21 protein-coding genes and 1 pseudogene are annotated in these 19977 nt (G+C 60.1%); 13 read left to right on the forward strand and 9 right to left on the reverse strand.

From position 1 onward, the window contains the following. Nucleotides 1-344 precede the first annotated feature (344 nt). The 5 genes from ACYQ4Z_RS07500 to ACYQ4Z_RS07520 form a co-directional block, all read right to left on the reverse strand. Nucleotides 345-1685, reverse strand: a complete 1341-nt coding sequence (locus ACYQ4Z_RS07500; RefSeq protein ID WP_459860564.1) for a sigma-54 interaction domain-containing protein — start codon at nucleotides 1683-1685, stop codon at nucleotides 345-347. Between the two features lie 9 nt (nucleotides 1686-1694). Continuing rightward, nucleotides 1695-2093, reverse strand: coding sequence for a diacylglycerol kinase (locus ACYQ4Z_RS07505; protein ID WP_119335795.1), 399 nt, complete (start codon nucleotides 2091-2093; stop codon nucleotides 1695-1697). Nucleotides 2094-2114: 21 nt separating this feature from the next. Then, nucleotides 2115-3254 (reverse strand): S1C family serine protease, encoded by a 1140-nt coding sequence (locus ACYQ4Z_RS07510; protein ID WP_459860566.1) that lies wholly within the window; start codon nucleotides 3252-3254, stop codon nucleotides 2115-2117. Nucleotides 3255-3324: 70 nt separating this feature from the next. Continuing rightward, complete coding sequence (locus ACYQ4Z_RS07515; protein ID WP_219972036.1) at nucleotides 3325-3738, reverse strand: Hsp20/alpha crystallin family protein; 414 nt, start codon at nucleotides 3736-3738, stop codon at nucleotides 3325-3327. A 37-nt stretch (nucleotides 3739-3775) separates the two neighbouring features. Further along, the gene (locus tag ACYQ4Z_RS07520; protein ID WP_219972037.1) at nucleotides 3776-4216 is read right to left on the reverse strand and encodes an Hsp20/alpha crystallin family protein; all 441 of its coding nucleotides are present in this window, start codon (nucleotides 4214-4216) and stop codon (nucleotides 3776-3778) included. 162 nt (nucleotides 4217-4378) lie between these two features. Here ACYQ4Z_RS07520 and ACYQ4Z_RS07525 point away from each other — a divergent pair, with 162 nt between their 5' ends. After that, nucleotides 4379-5545 carry an IS256 family transposase gene (locus ACYQ4Z_RS07525; RefSeq protein WP_119334379.1) on the forward strand — a complete coding sequence of 389 codons (1167 nt, stop codon included), beginning with the start codon at nucleotides 4379-4381 and terminating at the stop codon, nucleotides 5543-5545. Between the two features lie 73 nt (nucleotides 5546-5618). Further along, a complete protein-coding gene (gene ftsH / locus ACYQ4Z_RS07530) occupies nucleotides 5619-7514 on the forward strand; it encodes an ATP-dependent zinc metalloprotease FtsH (RefSeq protein WP_285615872.1) in 1896 nt (631 codons plus the stop codon). Between the two features lie 6 nt (nucleotides 7515-7520). Here the strand turns inward: ftsH and mtnA are convergent, their stop codons facing one another. After that, nucleotides 7521-8597 (reverse strand): S-methyl-5-thioribose-1-phosphate isomerase, encoded by a 1077-nt coding sequence (gene mtnA / locus ACYQ4Z_RS07535; protein ID WP_285615874.1) that lies wholly within the window; start codon nucleotides 8595-8597, stop codon nucleotides 7521-7523. Between the two features lie 127 nt (nucleotides 8598-8724). Between mtnA and metX the strand changes: the two genes are divergently transcribed. Next, nucleotides 8725-9849, forward strand: coding sequence for a homoserine O-succinyltransferase MetX (gene metX / locus ACYQ4Z_RS07540; RefSeq protein WP_217125373.1), 1125 nt, complete (start codon nucleotides 8725-8727; stop codon nucleotides 9847-9849). Nucleotides 9850-9860: 11 nt separating this feature from the next. Beyond that, nucleotides 9861-10502, forward strand: coding sequence for a methionine biosynthesis protein MetW (gene metW / locus ACYQ4Z_RS07545; protein WP_459860568.1), 642 nt, complete (start codon nucleotides 9861-9863; stop codon nucleotides 10500-10502). A 50-nt stretch (nucleotides 10503-10552) separates the two neighbouring features. Here metW and ACYQ4Z_RS07550 read toward each other — a convergent pair whose 3' ends face one another. Next, nucleotides 10553-10870 (reverse strand): hypothetical protein, encoded by a 318-nt coding sequence (locus tag ACYQ4Z_RS07550; RefSeq protein ID WP_119335788.1) that lies wholly within the window; start codon nucleotides 10868-10870, stop codon nucleotides 10553-10555. Between ACYQ4Z_RS07550 and ACYQ4Z_RS07555 the strand changes: the two genes are divergently transcribed. Together ACYQ4Z_RS07555 and ACYQ4Z_RS07560 are read left to right on the forward strand one after the other, a co-directional pair. Next, nucleotides 10869-12149, forward strand: coding sequence for an AmpG family muropeptide MFS transporter (locus ACYQ4Z_RS07555; RefSeq protein ID WP_459860569.1), 1281 nt, complete (start codon nucleotides 10869-10871; stop codon nucleotides 12147-12149). The genes ACYQ4Z_RS07550 and ACYQ4Z_RS07555 overlap by 2 nt on opposite strands. Further along, a complete protein-coding gene (locus tag ACYQ4Z_RS07560; RefSeq protein ID WP_219972045.1) occupies nucleotides 12127-12420 on the forward strand; it encodes an accessory factor UbiK family protein in 294 nt (97 codons plus the stop codon). The genes ACYQ4Z_RS07555 and ACYQ4Z_RS07560 overlap by 23 nt, the downstream gene beginning before the upstream one ends. 47 nt (nucleotides 12421-12467) lie before the next feature. Here ACYQ4Z_RS07560 and ACYQ4Z_RS07565 read toward each other — a convergent pair whose 3' ends face one another. After that, the gene (locus ACYQ4Z_RS07565) at nucleotides 12468-13289 is read right to left on the reverse strand and encodes a formate dehydrogenase accessory sulfurtransferase FdhD (protein ID WP_119335786.1); all 822 of its coding nucleotides are present in this window, start codon (nucleotides 13287-13289) and stop codon (nucleotides 12468-12470) included. Between the two features lie 54 nt (nucleotides 13290-13343). On the opposite strand from ACYQ4Z_RS07565, the gene ACYQ4Z_RS07570 reads away from it, so the two are divergent. Together ACYQ4Z_RS07570 and ACYQ4Z_RS07575 are read left to right on the forward strand one after the other, a co-directional pair. Next, nucleotides 13344-13886, forward strand: a complete 543-nt coding sequence (locus ACYQ4Z_RS07570; RefSeq protein ID WP_170141333.1) for a DUF3305 domain-containing protein — start codon at nucleotides 13344-13346, stop codon at nucleotides 13884-13886. Then, complete coding sequence (locus ACYQ4Z_RS07575; RefSeq protein WP_219972047.1) at nucleotides 13883-14392, forward strand: DUF3306 domain-containing protein; 510 nt, start codon at nucleotides 13883-13885, stop codon at nucleotides 14390-14392. The genes ACYQ4Z_RS07570 and ACYQ4Z_RS07575 overlap by 4 nt, the downstream gene beginning before the upstream one ends. Before the next feature lie 200 nt (nucleotides 14393-14592). On the opposite strand, the gene ACYQ4Z_RS07580 is transcribed toward ACYQ4Z_RS07575, so the two are convergent. Then, the gene (locus ACYQ4Z_RS07580; RefSeq protein WP_459860753.1) at nucleotides 14593-15069 is read right to left on the reverse strand and encodes a hypothetical protein; all 477 of its coding nucleotides are present in this window, start codon (nucleotides 15067-15069) and stop codon (nucleotides 14593-14595) included. Between ACYQ4Z_RS07580 and ACYQ4Z_RS07585 the strand changes: the two are divergent. The 5 genes and pseudogenes from ACYQ4Z_RS07585 to ACYQ4Z_RS07605 form a co-directional block, all read left to right on the forward strand. After that, nucleotides 15040-15210, forward strand: a pseudogene (locus ACYQ4Z_RS07585) (4Fe-4S dicluster domain-containing protein); the annotation flags it as partial. The gene ACYQ4Z_RS07580 and the pseudogene ACYQ4Z_RS07585 sit on opposite strands and share 30 nt — an antisense overlap. A 3-nt stretch (nucleotides 15211-15213) precedes the next feature. Beyond that, nucleotides 15214-16191 carry a 4Fe-4S dicluster domain-containing protein gene (locus ACYQ4Z_RS07590; RefSeq protein WP_459860739.1) on the forward strand — a complete coding sequence of 326 codons (978 nt, stop codon included), beginning with the start codon at nucleotides 15214-15216 and terminating at the stop codon, nucleotides 16189-16191. Between the two features lies 1 nt (nucleotide 16192). Beyond that, nucleotides 16193-16801, forward strand: coding sequence for a TorD/DmsD family molecular chaperone (locus ACYQ4Z_RS07595; RefSeq protein ID WP_219972049.1), 609 nt, complete (start codon nucleotides 16193-16195; stop codon nucleotides 16799-16801). Nucleotides 16802-16820: 19 nt separating this feature from the next. After that, nucleotides 16821-17042 (forward strand): hypothetical protein, encoded by a 222-nt coding sequence (locus tag ACYQ4Z_RS07600; RefSeq protein WP_119335781.1) that lies wholly within the window; start codon nucleotides 16821-16823, stop codon nucleotides 17040-17042. 46 nt (nucleotides 17043-17088) lie between these two features. Further along, nucleotides 17089-19977 (forward strand): formate dehydrogenase subunit alpha, encoded by a 2889-nt coding sequence (locus ACYQ4Z_RS07605; RefSeq protein ID WP_219972051.1) that lies wholly within the window; start codon nucleotides 17089-17091, stop codon nucleotides 19975-19977.

A 19977-nucleotide genomic window follows, 5' to 3' on the forward strand; every position in this document is an offset into this window, starting at 1 on the left:
CCTCATCGGCACCAGCACGGTACGCTATTCTAGCAAATCGCTATTTTCTGATAAACGGAAAAGAAATGCGGCGCACGAGGCGCCGCCAAAGAAGCGAAGTTAGGAGGAGAGACCCATGAGACCTGTGCGTTGGGGTTGGAGGTGCCAAACGGTGGGCACAGGTCAAAGGTTCGCTTCACCCAACAGTCAAGCAAATGGCGTGCCAAAAAATAGCTTCTAGATGTACGCTTGGTAACTTGTTGGAATGAAAAATATTTTTTCAATGAGCGACCGAGTGGGGCGCAAAAACGATGGGCAGAATACTGCCGCATGATGACACATTGTGACAGATTGGCAGTGAGGTGTCATTTTTTGCCGGGTTTGCGGCGCGCGATCCCCAACGCCGCGAGGCGTCGGTAGAGGGTGCGTTCACTGATCCCCAGATGAGCGGCTAGGGCGCGCCGCGGGCCAGGAAAGGTTTCCGCCAGTCGGCGCAGTTGTGCGTCATCGAGCGCGTCGCTTTCGTGCCCGATGCCTTGGCTGGTCTGAGGTACGTGCGCTTCGGTCGATCGAAAACGGACTTCGTCGGGAAGGTCTTCGGCGCGAATCGTTTGACCGTTGCTCAAAAGCACCGCACGCTCGAGGATATTGCGCAGCTCGCGCACGTTGCCGGGGTAATGGTACGCTTCGAGTAACGCCATCGCGTCCGGAGTCACCGTGGGTGGCTTCTCGGGCACGATTCGTTTGAGGAGCGCCGCGGTAAGGAGCGGGATGTCGCCCGTGCGCTCACGTAGCGGCGGGACACGGATCGGAAAGGTATTGACGCGGTAGTAGAGGTCTTGGCGAAAGCGGCCGTCGCGCACCATTGCCGCCAACGGTTGATGGGTTGCGGAGATCAGACGGATGTCGGTGGTACGCAGTTCGGTCGACCCCAAACGGCGAAAGGTGCCCGTTTCCAGCAGACGCAGCAGTTTCACCTGCATCGACAAGGGAATGTCGCCCAATTCGTCGAGGAACAGGGTGCCGCCGTCGGCAGCTTCGACGAGCCCGATTTTTCGCTGGGTCGCGCCGGTAAACGCCCCTTTTTCGTGTCCGAACAGTTCCGACTCGAACAAGGTCTCCGGGATGCCGGAGCAATCTACCGCCACGAAGGGTTTGTCGGCGCGATGGCTCATGCGGTGGATCGCCTGCGCGATCAGTTCCTTACCGGTACCCGATTCGCCTTGCAGCAGGGCGGCCGCGTTGGCACGTGCCACCCGATCGATCAATTCGACCATCCGGCGAAATGCGGGTGACTGTCCGATGAGTTGGGTCCGAGTCTCACCGTGACGGTCGATCGGCAGCGGCTGCTGCCGTTCGACCAACCAGCGGATGGTGCCCGTCTGGTCGGGCAACGGGGTGAGTTCGATCGTGACGTAGCGCTCGCCATCGGTGGTGTGGTGGCGATGGACCGTGCGCGCTTTCGTTCCGGTACGCAGTGCCGTTTGGAGGGGGCAGGTCTCACCGGCGCGGTCACACGGGACGTCGTAGTGGTGGGAGAGGCGGTAGCAGGTCGTGGCTTCGCCGAACGGGCCCATGAGTTCGCGGTAGGCAGGGTTTGCGGCAACCACGCGATAGTCGCGGTCGATCACGACGTAAGGCGATTCTTGCGCGTCGAGCCACGCCACCAGTGCGCCGAGTTCGTGGGAAGGATCGGTCGCGGTCATGATGCGGTGTCAGAACCGTTCCAGCCACAGGAAGAGCCAAAGCGCCGCTGCTGCGATGAGCGTCAGAAAGACCGCGGCGCTCCCCAGGTCCTTGGCACGCGCGATCAGTGGGTGGGGATCGGGATGGACGAGGTCGCAAAGGGCCTCGATCGCTGAGTTGAGGAGTTCGACGACGAGTACCGCGACGAGACTCAGCACGAGGAGCAGCCGTTCCGCCGTGGTTTCGCCAAGCCACATCGCCAGCGGAAGCGCGATCAAGAGGAGCGCCACTTCTTGGCGAAACGCCGCCTCGAAACGCCACGCCGCAGCGAGCCCGCGCAGCGAATAGCGCAACGCGCCGCCCAGCCGCTGGAATCCCCCGCGGCTTTTGAACGACGATTCCGGTTCCGAGGGGCGAAACGGGCGCATCAGCAGTCACTCAAGACGCCATCACGACGCGACGTCCAGGGTTACGGGCACTTCGCGGCGCTCGCCCGCGCGTTCGACGGTCAAGGTGACCGTTTCGCCGGGTTGGTGGCGCTCCAACAGATCGAGCAGCGTTTCGAGGTCGGGTGTGGGTTCGCCGTTGAGTGCGACAATTACGTCGCCAGCGATCACCGCACCGTCGCGCGTCGGGCGGAACGGAACGATCCCGGCGCGCGCCGCGGCACCGTTGGGATCGACGCCGATCACCGCGACACCCTGCGCGATGCCTAATGCTTCGAGGAATGCTGGCGGAGCGACGCGGATGCCCAGCGCGGGTCGGATCAAGCGGCCGTCGCGAATGAGTCGCGGGACGATACGGTTCACTTCGTCGACGGGAATCGCGAACCCGATCCCGGCAAACGCGCCGCTGGGACTGTAAATCGCAGTGTTGACGCCGATCAGTCGGCCCGCGGAATCCAGCAGCGGCCCGCCGGAGTTTCCGGGGTTGATCGCGGCGTCGGTTTGGATCACGCCGCGAATGGGCCGCCCGGTAACCGATTCGATCTCGCGGTTGAGGGCGCTCACGATCCCTGTGGTAAGGGTCTGGTCGAGGCCGAACGGGTTACCAATGGCATAGACCCGCTGCCCCACCTGAAGCGACCGGCTTTCGCCGATGAGAATGGGGTGCAGTTGCTCGCGCGGCGCGCCGATGCGCAGCACTGCCAGGTCTTTGTCCGGATAGGCGCCGACGATCGTCGCTTGCCAGGTGCTTTGATCCGTAAGCGTGACGTACGCGCGATCGGCGCCTTCGATCACGTGAAAGTTGGTGACGATGTGACCGAGCCGATCCCAGATGAAGCCGGTGCCACTGCCTTTGGGAATTGCGAAGAGGTTGAGCGAGAAGAAATCGAGCGCGGTTTGCGCGGTGCGGATATGGACCGTGGAGGGAGAGGCAAGGCGAAAGACTTCGATCGCGTTCTGTTCGTCTGCCGCCAGATCGCCGCGGGCAACCACGGGCCGCGGTTCGACGGCTTCTCGCGGTAAAGCATGCTCTTTGGGAACCAGCCAACCCGTGACGGCAGCCGCGGCGATGATCGCAAAGGCAACCCAGACCAGCGGCGAAAGGAGCCGTCTGCCGCTTGTGGGAGGTTCGCTGAAACGCATGGGACGCATCCTCGGTGACCCGGATGCGCCCCATTGTAACAGCCTCGATTCGTCTCCGTCCAGAGAAAGGTCAGCCAACTTGCACCGTGATGCGCCGCGGTTGGGCATGTGTGCGTTTGGGGATACGCAGCTGCAAAACCCCGTCTTGCAATCTTGCTTCGATCCCTTCCGGATCGAGTTCGCGGGAAAGGGTGAATTGGCGCGCGAAACGGGGGGCGCGCACTTCGGCGTAGAGCGGTTCCAGCCCTTCCGGTGTCGACAAGGTGACGTTGCCTTCGATCGTCAGCGTTTCGCCTTCGATTTTCACCTCCAACGCCTCTTTGCTGACGCCAGGTAGGTCAGCCCACAAGGTGATGCCCGTTTCGTCTTCCACGATATCGACGCGAGGTGGAACCGCGGTGACCTTCTCCGCAGTGCGCGGGTTCGTAGTTTCGTTCGGGTTCGCGGTCGTGGTTGGTACCGTCCGTTCGTTTTGCGTGGTCATCGTTACCTCCTTTCTCATGCGCCGTCCTGGGCAGATCTCACTGCACTGCGATGCGGCGCGGCATCAGGTGTGCCTTGCGGCCGATGCGGATGGTGAGGACCCCGTCGCGGTATTTCGCGTCGACCTGGTCGGGGTCAACATCTTCCGGCAACGTCAGCGTCCGTTTGAATTTGCCGCTGAAGCGTTCTTGCGCGTAGATCGTCTCTTTCTCTTTCGGCTGCCACGGGCCCCGCTTGCCCGCAATCGTCAATACCCCTTGCTCCAACGTAATGTCGAGCGCGTTGGGGTCGACACCCGGGACAAACGCGTAGACGAAGATCGCATCGTTCGTTCGACCGACATTGACCGCGGGAAAGAGCGGCACGCCGCTTGCTTCGCGTAGCGACAAAGGCCACCCCGCGAGCGTCTGTTCCAAATCGCGCTGCAACCGTTCGAACTCTTCGAAAACGTGCGCAGGAAAACGCAGAAGGCTCATCATTTCGTCACTCCTTGGTTGATGTGTTATGCTCTTTTCATAGGGTTGGAACCGCGCTTTTCAGGTTGTGTACCATCCTTTCTGTAAATTCCGTTTAGCGCCTATGGCAGGAAGCGCGCGGCGCTCGGTCTGACGCCATGACTTCGAGAAAGGAGTATGCCCATCATGGCGATGCGTGTCGAAACCAATCCTTTGGAAATGGCTTATGCTGTGTTGCTCGAACACGGACTGGAGGGTGCCGGCGAGGCTCTGCGCATCCTCGTCAATGAAGCCGCCAAGATCGAACGATCCCAGTTCCTTGGAGCGGCGCCCTATGAACGTAGTGAGCGACGGCGTGACTACGCCAACGGGTACAAACCCAAGACGGTACTCACCCGCCTTGGTGAGCTGACCTTTCAGGTGCCCCAGGTGCGTTGCGGCGACTTCTACCCTTCTGCCCTCGAAAAAGGCACCCGCACCGATCAGGCGGTGCATCTGGCCCTGGCCGAGATGTACGTCCAGGGGGTCTCCACCCGCCGGGTGATCGAGGTACTGCAGCGCCTGCTGGGGCCGGAGATTTCGCTCTCCACCGCCCAGGTGAGCCGTGCCGCCGCCAGGCTCGACGAGGGGCTTGCGGCCTGGCGCGAGCGTCCTCTGGGCGAAGTGCCCTATCTCTTTCTGGATGCCCGTTACGAGAAAGTGCGGCTGGAAGGGCGAATCGTCGATTGTGCCGTCTTGATCGCCGTCGGCGTCGATGCGACGGGCAAACGGCGGGTGCTCGGTTGCACGGTGGCCACGTCGGAAGCCGAGATCAATTGGCGACGTTTCCTGGAATCCCTCCTTGCCCGCGGTTTGCACGGGATCAAGCTCATCATCGCGGATGATCATGCGGGCCTCAAAGCTGCCCGCAAAGCGGTGTTCCCTTCTGTTCCCTGGCAGCGTTGCCAGTTCCATCTGCAGCAAAACGCCGGCCAGTTCGTCACCCGACAGGAGGCGAAAAAGCACGTCGCCGCGACACTGCGCGCGATCTTCAATGCTCCGGACAAGGCAGAAGCCGAGCGGCTTTTGAAAGCCGCCCTGGACACCTGGCGCAAGGAGCATCCGAAACTGGCCGAGTGGGCCGAAACCGCGATTCCTGAATCCCTGACGGTGTTCGACTTCCCCGCTGCGCACCGTATCCGTTTGCGTACCACCAACGGGCTGGAACGCATCAACCGGGAACTGCGACGACGCACCCGAGTGGCCAGCATCTTCCCCAACATGGATTCCTGCCTGCGCCTGGTCTCGGCGCTGCTGGCCGAACTCGACGACGAGTGGATGACCGGCAAGGTCTATCTCAACCTCAACCCGTAACCCCGGCGTCATGACCAACACCACGGAAATTTACAGAAAAAAGGTTGCACAACCCGCTTTTCAAGAGGGTGCCATGAACGAGCAACAAAAACAGAATCTCAACGTCGGTTACTGGTTGATCGCGATCGCGCTGCTGTTGCTTTTCCAAAGCCAATGGCAAGCAGCGAGCCAGGTCGAGCCGGTGCCTTACTCCGAATTCGAGCGCGCCCTGGCCGAAGGGCGCGTGGCGGAAGTGGTGATCGGTGAGCGTACGGTGACCGGCATCTTGAAGCAGCCGGAAGGGAACAAGCGCGCGTTGGTCGCGACGCTGGTCGAACCGCAGCTTGCCGAGCGGTTGGAAAAATACGGGGTGACTTATACCCGGCGGTTGGAAAACACCTTTTTCCGCGATCTGTTGTCGTGGGTCGTGCCGGTTCTGGTCTTTTTCGCCGTCTGGTATTTCCTCTTCCGCCGCTTCCTCGATCGTCAAGGGATGGGCGGGTTCATGACCATCGGCAAGAGCCGCGCGAAGGTCTATGTCGAAAAAGCCACTGGCGTGACTTTCGACGACGTCGCCGGGGTCGATGAAGCGAAAGCCGAACTGCAAGAGGTCGTCGAGTTTCTCAAGAATCCGCAGGAATATACCCGGTTGGGGGCGCGGATGCCCAAGGGGGTGCTCTTGGTTGGCCCGCCGGGCACCGGAAAGACGCTGCTTGCGAAAGCGGTGGCAGGGGAAGCCGGGGTGCCCTTCTTTTCCATCTCCGGTTCGGAGTTCGTCGAAATGTTCGTCGGGGTGGGTGCCGCGCGGGTGCGCGACCTGTTCGAGCAAGCGCGGCAGCACGCGCCGTGCATCATCTTCATCGACGAACTGGACGCCCTGGGACGGGCGCGTGGCGCGTTCCCTGGAATGGGCGGACACGACGAAAAAGAACAGACGCTCAATCAGCTGCTCGTGGAGATGGACGGGTTCGACACCTCCGCGGGGATCGTCGTGCTCGCCGCGACCAACCGGCCTGAAATTCTCGACCCGGCACTGCTGCGCGCGGGCCGCTTCGATCGCCAAGTGGTCGTCGACCGTCCGGACAAAGCGGGGCGGTTGGCGATCTTGAAGGTACATGCGAAGAAAATCCGCTTGGCACCGGATGTCGACCTCGAAAAGGTCGCGGCGATGACCACCGGTTTTGCCGGCGCCGATCTTGCGAACCTCGTCAATGAAGCGGCAATCCAGGCCACGCGCCGCAAAGCCGACGCGGTGACGATGAGCGACTTCACCGCCGCGTTCGAGCGGTTGGTGGCAGGCGCTGAGCGCAAGAGCCGGACGCTCGATGCGCGCGAACGTAAGGTGGTGGCGTACCACGAGATCGGCCACGCGTTGGTTGCGCGGGCGTTGCCGGGTACCGACCCCGTGCACAAGATTTCGATCGTGCCGCGGGGCGTCGGTGCGCTGGGCTATACCCTGCAGCGTCCTTCGGAAGATCGGTATCTCCTGACGCGCGAAGAGCTGGAGCGTAAGATCATGGTGCTGCTGGGCGGACGCGCTGCCGAAGTGCTGGTTTTTGGTCACCTCTCGACCGGCGCTGCGGACGATCTGGCGCGGGCGACCCAGATCGCACGCGACATGGTGACGCGCTACGGGATGGATGAGGATTTGGGGTTCGTTGCGTTCGAAACGCAGCGCCCCCGCTTCTTGGAAGGGGCCGTTCCTGCCGATCAAGCTCTTGCGGCGGTTTCGGAGCGGGTGCGCGAGCAGATCGACGCCGCGGTGCGGCGAATCGTGATGACCGCATTTGCCTGTTCCCTGGAAATCTTGCGCGCGAACCGTGACGCGCTCGAAGCCGCGGCGCAAACGCTCCTCGAGAAAGAGACGCTGGAAGAACCCGAGGTCGAAGTGCTTTTGCGCGACCTCGTCCAACCCCCCTGTGTGCACGGCACCGATCGCACCGCAGGTGCTTTGGCCGCGCCGACGGAGGAAGCGCCAGACGAAGCGTGACGGTTGCTAGTGACTCCGGCACCAAGGCCCGGCAAGCGGCGGTGCGATCGCACCGCGTTCGGTGAGGATCGCGGTGACGAAGCGGGCCGGAGTGACGTCGAACGCCGGGTTGGGGCCGGTACCGATACCGTCAGGCAACGCGGGCAGCCGCGTGACGCCGTTTGCGGTTCGTACCACCGCATGGGTGAGTTCGTCGCTGCCCCGATCTTCGATCGGGATCGCGCCACCGTGGGGGCAATCGGGGTCGAACGTGCTCGTGGGCGCAGCAACCAGGAACGGAATGCCGTAGGTGTGCGCGGCGAATGCTTTGAGCGCGGTCCCGACCTTGTTGGCGACGTCACCGTTGGCGGCGATGCGATCCGCGCCGACGATCACCAAGTCTACCACGCCGTTCGCGAGTAACCACGCTGCCGCATTGTCGGTGACCACCTGAGCAGGAATGCCTGCAACCGACAACTCCCACGCCGTCAGCAAACCCTGATTGCGCGGTCGCGTTTCGCTCGCCAAGACTTCGACCGCGATACCGGCTTGGTGCGCCAGATAGACTGGGGCGAGCGCGGTGCCAATTCCACAGGTTGCCACCCAACCGGCATTGCAGTGGGTCAAAACCCGCACCGGTTCACCGGCACGCTTTTTCGCCGCGGCTTGCAGCCACGGCAACCCGGTTTCGCCGATCGCGTGGCAGAGCGCGGCGTCTTCGTTACGCAGCCGCTCGGCGGTTTCCCACGCGGCTTGGGCGCGTTCGGCGGGCACAAGCGGCGCGAGTACCTGACGCATGCGCGCAAGCGCCCAATGCAGATTCACGGCGGTGGGGCGGGTGGTGGCGAGCGTTGTGATCGCGTCGTCGAGCGCCGCATCACGCGCGTCTCGTTGCAGCGCCAACGCGACGCCGAACGCGGCAGTGACTCCGATCAGCGGGGCGCCGCGTACCGCCATCGTCCGGATCGCGTCCGCGGTATCTTCGAGCGTGCGCAAAGTCAAGAAGCGGACCGCGAACGGAAGTTCGCGCTGGTCGAGGATCACGACGGTATCTTCGTCACGACGGATCGTGGCATAGGGCGGAAGCTTGACAGTAGCGGTCATTCGGACACTCTTGCGGAGACACCCGGCCAAGATTGTACGTCCCTTTGCAACCGCGGCAAACTTGCTTACAATGCTTTACTTTTGGGTAGGCTTGCGCTCCTTTCGGCGCCGCAACTGGGGAGAAAGGATGGCAGTGCGATCAGTCGGGGTAGTGTCGCCGCAACGGATGGTCTTCGACGAACCGCTGCGGCTAAAGAGCGGCGGCGTGTTGCCGCGCTACGAACTGGTCTATGAGACCTACGGCGAACTCAACGCAGCGAAAACGAATGCGGTGCTCGTTTGCCACGCGCTTTCCGGTTCGCACCATGTTGCCGGTTACTACGAAGACGACCCGAAGAACATCGGCTGGTGGGACAATTTCGTTGGACCGGGGAAACCGCTCGACACCCGGAAATTTTTCGTGATCGGGGTGAATAACCTCGGCGGATGTTACGGGTCTACCGGCCCCAAATCGATCGATCCGGAGACGGGAGAGCCGTACGGTTCCCGCTTTCCGTTCGTGACGGTGGAAGATTGGGTCGAAGCGCAAGCGCGCCTTGCCGACCGTCTGGGCATCAGCGAGTTCGCGGCGGTGATCGGCGGCTCGCTCGGTGGGATGCAGGCGCTTTCGTGGGCGTTGCAGTACCCCGAGCGGGTTCGGCACGTATTGGCGATTGCCACCGCACCGAAGCTTTCGGCCCAGAACATTGCGTTCAACGAAGTGGCGCGGCAGGCGATCCTCACCGACCCCGATTTCCATGGTGGTGACTACTACCGCTACGGGGTGGTGCCGAAACGCGGGTTGATGCTCGCGCGGATGATCGGCCACATCACCTATCTCTCCGACGATGCGATGGCGGAAAAGTTCGGGCGGGCGTTGAAACATGGCGCGTTTCGCTATTCGTACGACGTCGAATTCGAGATCGAATCCTATCTGCGGTACCAGGGGGAGAAATTCTCCCGCTATTTCGACGCGAACACCTATCTCTTGACGACGCGTGCGCTCGACTACTACGACCCGGCGGCCGAATACGGTGGGGATCTGGCGCAGGCGTTCGCCCGCGCGCAAGCGCGTTTCTTCGTGCTCTCCTTTTCCACCGACTGGCGCTTTTCGCCCGCGCGCAGCCGCGAGATCGTCTCAGCGCTCGTCCATTCGGAAAAACCGGTCAGTTATCTGGAAATCGAGAGCAAAGCGGGGCACGACTCCTTTCTTTTGGAACATCCCCATTACCATGCCGCGGTGCGGGCGTACCTCAACCAAGTGGCGGTCTGAAGGAGGAGCGGATGAGTACGGTGATGACCCCTGACACGAACGAAACGGTCCAGCCGGAATCGGCGTTGCGCTTCGACCTTGCTGCGATCGCCCGCTGGGTCCAACCGGAAGAGCGGGTGCTCGACCTCGGCTGTGGCGATGGAGCACTGCTCGCTTACTTGAGCGCAACCAAGCGGGTGGTGGGCTACGGTATCGAAAACGACGTCAATCGCGTGATCGCCTGTTTGGACCGCGGGGTCAATGTGATCCAAAGCAACCTCGACCAAGGATTGGCTGGGTTCGAGGACGGTTTTTTTGACCGCGTGATCATGAGTCAGGCGCTGCAAGCGATGCACAATACGCAAGGAATCCTGCAAGAGATGCTGCGGGTGGGGCGCGAAGCGGTGGTGAGTTTTCCCAATTTCGCGTTCTGGAAACACCGCAAAAGCATCCTGGAAGGGTGGATGCCGGTTTCCGAAAGCCTACCGCACCAGTGGTTCAATACCCCGAACATCCGTTTTTTTACGGTCGCGGATTTCACCACCCTGTGCGATCTGCTGGACATCGAAATTTTGGAATGGATGGGGTTTGACGACCGGCATCAGCCGCTGCCGCCGGATGCCGACCTCAATTTTCTGGCGACACTGGCGATCGCGCGGCTGGCACGCCGTTGATCCGCGCCCCCGTATGGTCGATGGTGGGGCGCACAATGGTGGCTTAGGGGTTAGCCGATGCGGTTTTGCTCGACGTCTACCAACACCACCGGACGATCGAAAATCGCCGCAACGGCTTGGGCGTAGCACTGGGCCCATTCGCCACCTTCGGCAAAGAGCGATTCGCCAGCGCAGTGTGCGAGCGCCAGTGCGATATCGGCGGCAAGAATCTTGCCCATCTTGTTCGGCATGTCGCATTCGAGTGCGTCCATCTGGTGGGCAAGCCAGCTGCGCGCCGCATCGGGTTCCAACGTCGCAACGGCATTGTCGGTCAAATCGAAGGTGTATTCGCGGTCGACTGCGAAGCGGACGGTGACGGTAGTGCTCATGGTCAATCTCCCTCCAAATGTCATCCGCCGCATTGTAGACCACTTTTTGCCGTGTGTGCTCACCGGCTTTGCGTCCGGTTTGCCGCTTTATACTCTGCTGCAGCTCGTGCCCGCGTGGTTGCAGCAAGAGGGGGTCAGTTTGGCGACGATCGGTGCGCTTTCCCTGATTCAACTGCCGTACACGTGGAAGTTTCTTTGGGCACCGGTGCTCGACCGCTGGGCGCTTTGGCCGCGATTGGGGCGTCGACGGGGGTGGATACTGGTCCTTTCGCTGGGCGTTGCCGCGGCGATCGCAGGCGTCGGTCAGGTCGATCCGGTGGCTTCGCTGCCGCTTGTGGTGACGCTGCTCGTTGCGATCGCTTGGGGAAGTGCAACACTCGACGTCGTGCTCGACGCCTACCGGCGGGAACTCCTATCTGATGCCGAGCTGGGTTTTGGCAACGCGGTGCACGTCAATGCGTATCGCGTGGCGGGACTCGTCCCGGGCTCGTTGGCGCTCATTTTGGCTGAAGATTGGCCGTGGCCTGCGGTGTTTGCGTTCACCGCGGCATTTCTGCTGCCGGGCGTGGTTTTGGCCCTTTGGCGGGTGCCCTTGGCGCATGGCGAGGAGGCAGCGCCCGCTTCGTTGCGTGCCGCTGTAGTCGAACCCTTTCGCGAGTTTTTTCGCCGTGAAGGACATGCGGCTGCGTTCCTGACGCTTGCGGTGGTCTTCGCGTACAAATTGGGTGACGCGTTGGCAACCGCGCTCGCCACGCCATTTTACCTCGCGATGGGATTTTCGCTCAGCGAAGTGGGGCTGATCGCGAAGCACGCCGCGCTCTGGCCGCTCATCGCAGGGAGCCTGGTGGGTGGGATTTGGATGATGCGTTTGGGGATCGTCCCTGCGTTGTGGTGGTTCGGCTGGGCACAAGCGGTGACGATTTTCGGCTATTGGGCACTGGCACTGCTGGGCGCCGGGCCGAGCGATGGGCTTCGGCTCGCGGCGCTTGCTGCGGTGATCGCGGCCGAATATTTCGCCGCCGGATTGGGTACCACGGCGCTCGTTGCGTTCGTTGCGCAGCGGACTCACCCCGCGTATGCCGCGACGCAACTGGCGCTCCTCACCTCCCTTGCCGCTGCGCCGCGCAGCATCGTCAATGCCTTTTCGGGCGTGCTCGTCGAGGCGCTGGGGTGGCCCCACTTTTTCGTGCTCTGTTTCGTCTTGACGTTGCCGGGTATGGCGCTGGTGGGATTGTTGTGGCGGCGTGCTATAGTAAATGGCGATCGAAACAAAATATGAGGACGAAACGATGGTACTGAAACCCCCTGCTTTCGACGAAGTGGCACAAAAATTGCGCGAGCTTGCAGAGACAAGCCCGCTGCGCGATTTCGAAAAGAACGCAAAGCTCTTGATGGCGTCGATGTTCGAGCGCATGGACCTGGTGACACGGGAAGAGTTCGAGGCGCTGCGTGAGAGCCTCCACCATCTGCGGCAGGAGACCGCGCGGCTACATGAGCGGGTGGCTCAGCTCGAAGCCAAACTGGGCGATGTCGAGCGCGAGGGGAGTTGAGGGGTAGCATATTCTCGGTAAGTGGGATGACGGTTTGTCCAGGCAGGTCAACGCACCACCCGTTCGGGGTGGGTATAGATCAGGTAATGTTGGCCTGTGGCACGTCCAATCAGCGTCATACCCAGACGTTGAGCAACGTTGTATCCCATTGCCGATATCCCGGATCGTGAGACGACGATCGGGATGCCCATCAGCGCTGCTTTGAGCACCATCTCAGAGGTTAACCGGCCGGTGGTATAGAAGACGTGACCTGCCGCTGAAATGTCGTCGAGCCACATCCAACCGGCAATCGTGTCGACGGCATTGTGACGGCCGACATCTTCCACGTAATACCGAATCGCTACCGCTGTCTCGTTCACGGCAACGAGGGCACAACCGTGGATTGCGCCTGCGGTTTTGTAGAGCGTTGGACGCAGACGAACTGCTTCCAAAAGCGCGCCAATCGCTTCGTGGTGAATAGAGGCAGTGGTGGGTAACGACGCAGCCTCGACCGCTTCCATGATCGAACCGAAAACCGTTCCCTGACCACAGCCCGTTGTCACGGTTCGTTGCATTAGGCGGTCAGAATCGAGCGCGGCAAGCTCATGAAGCCACACTGCTGCTGATTCGACTTCCCAATCGACCTGGACCGACGCGATCGCCGAAAGCGAACTGACCAACCGTTGATTGCGCAAGTAACCGATCACCAATGCCTCCGGAGCAGCTCCAAGCGTCATCAAGGTGACGATCTCTCGTTTGTTGACGTACACGGTCAAGGGACGTTCGGCAGCGATCGCGATTTCCCGTTGCGTACCCGTTTCGTCCCATGCGGAGATCGTTTGGGTGAGGGGGATCTGAGCGTTGCTCAGAAGTGGTTTTGGGTTTTGCATCGTTGGCTCCTTGCGCAATCGATGGTCTTGCATTCTAACGTGCCTCAGATTACGATGAGCAATATGGAAGAGGTCGAATTATCGGGTTACGTAGTGCTCGAATGGGTTCCCAGTCAGACGCCGTGGAGTGACGGCAATTGGCAGGTGACCGCGTTTCACGTTGCCATGCCAGAGGGTCTTTCATGGTCGTCACGCTCCGAAGTAGGGGGGCGAACCATTGCGGTGCTCCAAGACGATGCCATGCGCAAATGTTTTGCGATGGGGCCGTTGCCACTTCGAATCTTTCCAGCGGAAGCAGAAGGGATCTACCTCAACGTAACGGCGCCGCACCCCATGCTCTTCGTCTTGTTGCGGTGCGACGAAGGCGAGGCGTGGCCGACGCCGCGGCATGTGACAGTCAGTCAAAACGAAGCCGCGCGTTGGATGGACGGTGGTGAATGGGTGGAATCGTGTCCATTGCCTTCGCCGTTGTGGGATCCGCTGCGGGTGTTCGCCTTGGCGCACTATCGACCTGAACGCAAACGTAGGGTGCGGCGCAACGACCCGCTGGGAATACTCAAGCGGTCGACGGACGAGGAGATGGGGGGCGACGAATGATCGATTGGCGAGGTTGGGCAAAACGCAAACGAGCGGCGCAAGAAAGTGAAGCGGTTACCCGCTGGCGTGCAGCGCTTGCTGCGGTACCGCCTGACGGTGATCTGACGCCGTTCTTGGCGTCTGATGCTCCTGAAGAGGTTCGCCAGGAAGCATTGCAACGCCTTTGGGCAACGGGGGCATTTGGCCAACCGGACGAACTCGACAGCGATTTCATCGATGTCACGAAAGACCCGCTGCTGAGCGAGGACGAGGCCAAAGCACTCGTCCAATGGCAAAACGTCACTTCTTGTTTGTATCGCGAAGAACAGCAGAGCCAGGATTTGGGAGATACGCGCGCTGCTTCACCAGACGAAGAAGTAGTGGCGCAGGCCCCGGTTGAGGCGGAGGCGCAAAAACTAACTGGCGATGTAGCGCAGGCGGAGTTTCCATCGCAATCCATTGAAATTGAAGAAAAAAGCGTCCAGTTTGTGCCTTCTTATAATTTTGTGAACACAAAAACTGATTGATTCAGAATTTCAAAATTGCAGTTCAATCTTCCTTTGTTTATAGTGCTCAGCAAACGATAACGATCGTTCACGACGGAGAGACCACCCTTGTGCACCGCGTCAGTTGCTTTTCCCTCCCATACGCGTTCAGATAGTCACTATTTTTGTGGTTAGAAAAGGGGGAGGGGATGAGGATGAGCAATTCGCCTCGTGAACGCGCCTTAGCCGCGATTGCGGCGCTTCCATCCTTTGCGCCGGTTCCTGCGCTCGAATTTACGGTCGGCAATCGACTGGCGATCATTGGGGATCCTGATGTTGCTTTTGGTTGGGGTGAGCGTGTCCAGCAAGCGTGTGCCGTCATTGTTCTGGCAACTGCACATCATCACCGTCTCGCCGCGTTGCGTGCTGCCCACCCGGACGCGTTGGTGCTTCCTGTAGATCGCGCGGCGATCGAAGGGCATGCAGGCGCCTACCGCGTTCTGTGGGAATGCGGTGATGAACAAGGTGAGATTGCCTGTGACTTGATTCTCGATCTGCAGGCAACGCCTCACTGGTCTGGTTTCGAATTGCCTGTGGGTTACTTCGCTCCAGGCAGCGATCCGCTTGATCAGGCCCTTGCAGTGCTTGCACTTGTGCAGCTCATAGGGGAGTGGGAAAAACCCCGTTACGTGCGCTTCTCCTCTGCGCTTTGTGCTCATGAACGGAATCGGATCGGGGGGTGTTCTCGTTGCCTCGAGGTCTGTGATACGCAAGCGATCCGGCCTTCAGGGGATCATGTCGCCATTGATCCTTACTGGTGCCAAGGGTGCGGGGATTGTGTCGGGGTTTGTCCAACAGGTGCCGTGCGTTTTCAGTACCCGCGCCCAGCCGATTGGTCGACCGCGCTTTCAGCAGCGCTCGACGCGTGGTCCGATGAGACTCCGTGCACACTCCTTTGTTACGACGAACGGTGGCGTGGCGCTTTGGCGCAATGGGAGGCCGAAGGGGGAGAATTACCCGACCACTTTTTGCCTCTGCCGATTTGGCGAACCACGATCTTCAACGAAGAGTGGTTGCTCTATGCCCTGTTGCGCGGTGTTGCGCAGATAGTGCTGGTCAGCGCTGCCGAGATGGAAAAACCGGCCTTGTTACGTGCCGCCGCGATTGTCCAAACAGTATTCGAGGCGCTCGGTGATCCGTATGCAGCGGAGCGTGTATCGATCGTTTGCGAAACCACACCGGAAGCGCTCACGAAGCGCTTTTCAGCACCCCTTTCACCGTATGTATCGCCGGGGCGGTTCCGTTTTCGCTTGCAAACGGAAAAAAACGATTCGATGCGCCTGATTCGCGACGCACTCGCCAAGCTTGCAGCCGAGCGTCAGGTCGATGCGCCAGTTTTGTTACCGTCTGGCTCTTCGTGGGGCGCTGTGGCAGTTACGGATCGGTGTACGCTTTGTTTCGCCTGTACCGGGGTTTGTCCCACCCAAGCGTTGCAGGCGGGGGGGGGTATTCCGAAGCTTCAATTCACGGAGGCGCGTTGTGTGCAATGCGGGCTGTGCGCCAACACGTGTCCGGAGCAAGCAATCGAACTCACTCCGCGTTGGAATCCCTCACAGGAAGCGAACCAAGCTGTGATCCTGCGGCAGTCGGAGCCAGCCTATTGCGCAGAGTGTGGCGCTGTTCTTGGACCTCGCTCGGTGCTCGACAAAATGGTGGCCACGCTCCAATCGCATCCCCTTTTCGGCCAACCGGATCGTCAGCTTCTCTTGCGGCTCTGTGCCGATTGCCGTGTCAAGGCACAGTTCCGTGAAACCGACCCCGTTCGCATTTGGGAGCTTTGAGATGACGGTAACGGACGCTTTCGTCGACGATACAGTGGTGCAGGCGCGGGTCGAACACTATGCGATGTTCAGCGCGTTGCTGGCTGAACCACCCAGCGCCGAGTTGATGGAAGCGGCGAAACGGTTGGCAGCTCATTATGGGGGGAGTGGTGACGAAACGACGCGCCTCGTGACGGCTTGGCGGCAGTTCGCGCAGGCTTTGGAGACTCAGCCGCCAGCAGTCTGGGCAGAGGAGTACGAACGGCTTTTCTATGGCGTCTCTCGCCCCGAGGTGATCCCGTACGGTTCGTTTTATCTGACGGGATTCATGATGGAAGAGCCGCTGGCCGAACTCCGCTCCTGGTGGGCTGAAAAAGGGTTGCACCGGCGTGCGGAGATCAGTGAGCCCGAGGATCACATCGCGGCGGTGCTCGAAGTGATGACCCATTTGATCGCGCTGCGGGACGAAACGGCACAACGTGACTTTTTCGTTCGCTTCGTCTGGTCATGGGCAGGGCGATTTGCTACTGCCCTTGCCGAAGCTCCCAATGCTGGTGGGTACCGTGCGCTGGCAGAGCTGCTCGATGCCTTTTTGACGTTGGAAGCTTTTTACTGGGAAGTGGAAGTGTGAGAAAGAAAAGGAGTTGCCCATGGACACCATGAAAACCAACAGCGAAATGCACACATCGATCAATGTGGATCGTCGCCGCTTTTTCCGAGCACTCGGTGCGTCGGCGATTGGCGGTGGAACGTTGGTCGCAGCTGTATCCGCAGAAGCGGTACCAATGAGCAACGAAGCGTTGCCTCCTACTGCGCGCAAACAGACGCTTTCGGGGCATCAGAAAAAATATTTTCGTACCGCACGTATTTGATGAGGCGGGATCTGGCCCAAAGCGAGAGTGAACAAGGAGAAATAAGATGTTGACCAAGAAAAGGGTAAGCAATTCCACGGTTGGGTCTGCGCGCAGCCTTTCCGCGCCGATGCTGTCGCGGCGGGAGTTTTTGAAACGAGCGGGATTGGCTTCGGCAGCTGGAGCGACCTTTCTCGGCACAGGTTCTGGTCGGTGGGTTGCGCCAGCGGAAGCGCAGACGGCTCAAACGGTCAACCCAGCAAGCGGTGAAGTGGTACGACGCACCGTTTGTACGCACTGTTCGGTGGGGTGTGCGATCGATGCGGTGGTGAAAAATGGTGTCTGGATCCGTCAGGAACCAGTCTTCGATTCGCCGATCAACCTGGGATCGCATTGCGCCAAAGGGGCAAGCGTACGTGAGCACGGTCACGGCGAGCATCGCTTGAAATATCCGATGAAGCTCGTCGACGGTAAATGGAAGCGGATCAGTTGGCAAGAAGCGCTCGACGAGGTCAGCGCCCGCCTTTTGAAACTGCGTGAGCAGTTTGGTCCCGACAGTGTCTATTGGGTCGGATCGTCGAAACACAGTAACGAACAAGCATATCTTTTGCGCAAATTCGTTTCGATGTGGGGCACCAACAACTGTGACCATCAGGCGCGTATCTGCCATTCGACCACGGTAGCGGGGGTTGCGAATACCTGGGGCTACGGGGCGATGACCAATTCCTACAACGACATGCACTTCTCCAAGGCGATCCTCTTCATCGGTTCCAATGCCGCAGAAGCGCACCCGGTCTCGTTGTTGCACGTGCTCCATGCGAAAGAAAACGGCGCGAAGATAATCGTCGTCGATCCGCGCTTTACCCGTACCGCCGCCAAAGCCGATTACTTTGTCCGCATCCGATCAGGCAGTGATATCCCTCTGATTTATGGGGTTCTGCGTCATATCTTCGCCAACGGCTGGGAAGACAAAAAATACATTGCCGAACGTGTCTATGGAATGGACGAAGTGCTCAAGGAGGTCGAATATTGGACCCCTGAGCGTGTCGAAGAGGTCACCGGAGTTTCCGACGACCAAGTCCATATGATCGCAAAAATCATGGCGGAGAATCGTCCCTCCACCGTCGTTTGGTGCATGGGCCAAACGCAGCATACGATCGGCAATGCGATCACGCGTGCGATGTGCATCCTCCAGCTTGCACTGGGTAATGTCGGTGTTTCAGGCGGCGGCACCAACATCTTCCGTGGCCATGACAACGTCCAGGGAGCAACCGACATCGGGCCCAACGCTGATTCACTGCCGGGTTACTACGGGATCGCGGAAGGGTCTTGGAAGCATTGGTGTCGCGTTTGGGGTGTCGACTACGAGTGGATGAAAGCCCGTTTTGCTTCCAAGGAGTTGATGGAACGTCCGGGAATTACCGTCTCGCGCTGGATCGACGGGGTCATGGAAGATCCGGCCAAGATGGATCAGCCAACCAATCTCAAAGCGGTCGTCTTTTGGGGGCACGCGCCCAACAGTCAGTCGCGCGGCAAAGAGATGGTCGAAGCGATGAAACGGCTCGACACGCTGGTCGTGATCGACCCCTATCCTTCGGCTACCGCAGCGATGGCAGCGATGGTACGCAAAGACGGCGTTTATCTCCTGCCGGCAGCGACTCAATTCGAGACCGAAGGCTCCTGCACCGCGTCGAACCGTTCCGTGCAGTGGCGGGAAAAGGTGATCGAACCGCTCTTCGAATCACAGCCTGACCACGTGATCATGTACGCGTTCGCGAAAAAGTTTGGCTTTGCGAACGAGCTGTGCAAAAACATCAAGGTGACCAAAAACGCCCGCGGGTGGGAAGAGCCAGACGTCGAGGATATTCTGCGCGAGATCAACCGCGGTACCTGGACGATCGGCTATTCGGGTATCTCGCCAGAACGGATCAAGCGGCACATGAAGTACATGCACACCTTCGACGTCAAGACGCTCCGTGCCAACGGTGGTCCCTGTGACGGCGAATACTTTGGCCTCCCCTGGCCGTGCTGGGGGACGCCGGAAATGAAACATCCCGGTACCCCAAACCTTTATGATACGTCGAAGCCGGTGATGGAGGGGGGCGGCTGTTTCCGGGCCAACTTCGGTGTCGAGCGAAATGGCGTTTCTCTGCTCGCTGCAGAGGGATCGTATCCCAAGGGAGCAGATATCAAAGGTGGGCATCCTGAATTTGACGACAAATTGCTCAAACAGTTGGGTTGGTGGGACGAATTGACCGAGGCGGAGAAGCAAGCGGCTGAAGGCAAGAACTGGAAAACCGATCTCTCCGGCGGGATCATTCGGGTGGTGATGAAGAATCATGGTTGCTTGCCTTATGGCAATGCCCGGGCACGTGCCGTGGTCTGGAACTTCCCCGATCCGGTGCCCAAACATCGCGAGCCGATCTATTCGCCGCGCCCCGATCTGGTCGACCAATATCCGACCCATGAGGACAAGAAATTCTGGCGTTTGCCAACGCTCTTCAAGACCTTGCAACAGCAGGTGAAGGAGATCAGCACAGAGTACCCGATCATCATGACCTCGGGGCGGATGGTCGAGTACGAAGGGGGTGGGGAGGAGACCCGTTCCAACCCGTGGCTTGCAGAATTGCAGCAGGAGATGTATGTCGAGGTGAACCCGCGCGACGCCAACAATGCCAACGTCCGGCATGGTGAATGGGTTTGGATAGAAACCCCGACGGGTGCTCGGATCAAAGTCAAAGCGCGGATTACCCATCGCGTTCCTCCTGGCACGGTCTTTCTGCCGTTCCACTTCTCTGGCCATTGGATGGGTCAGGACATGTTGCCGTTCTACCCGGAAGGAGCGCATCCAATCGTTCGCGGCGAAGCGGTCAATACTGCAACGACTTATGGCTATGACGTCGTGACGATGATGCAGGAAACGAAAACGACGCTTTGCCGCCTCAAAAAGGCATAA

The sequence above is a fragment of the Hydrogenophilus hirschii genome, assembly GCF_054656675.1.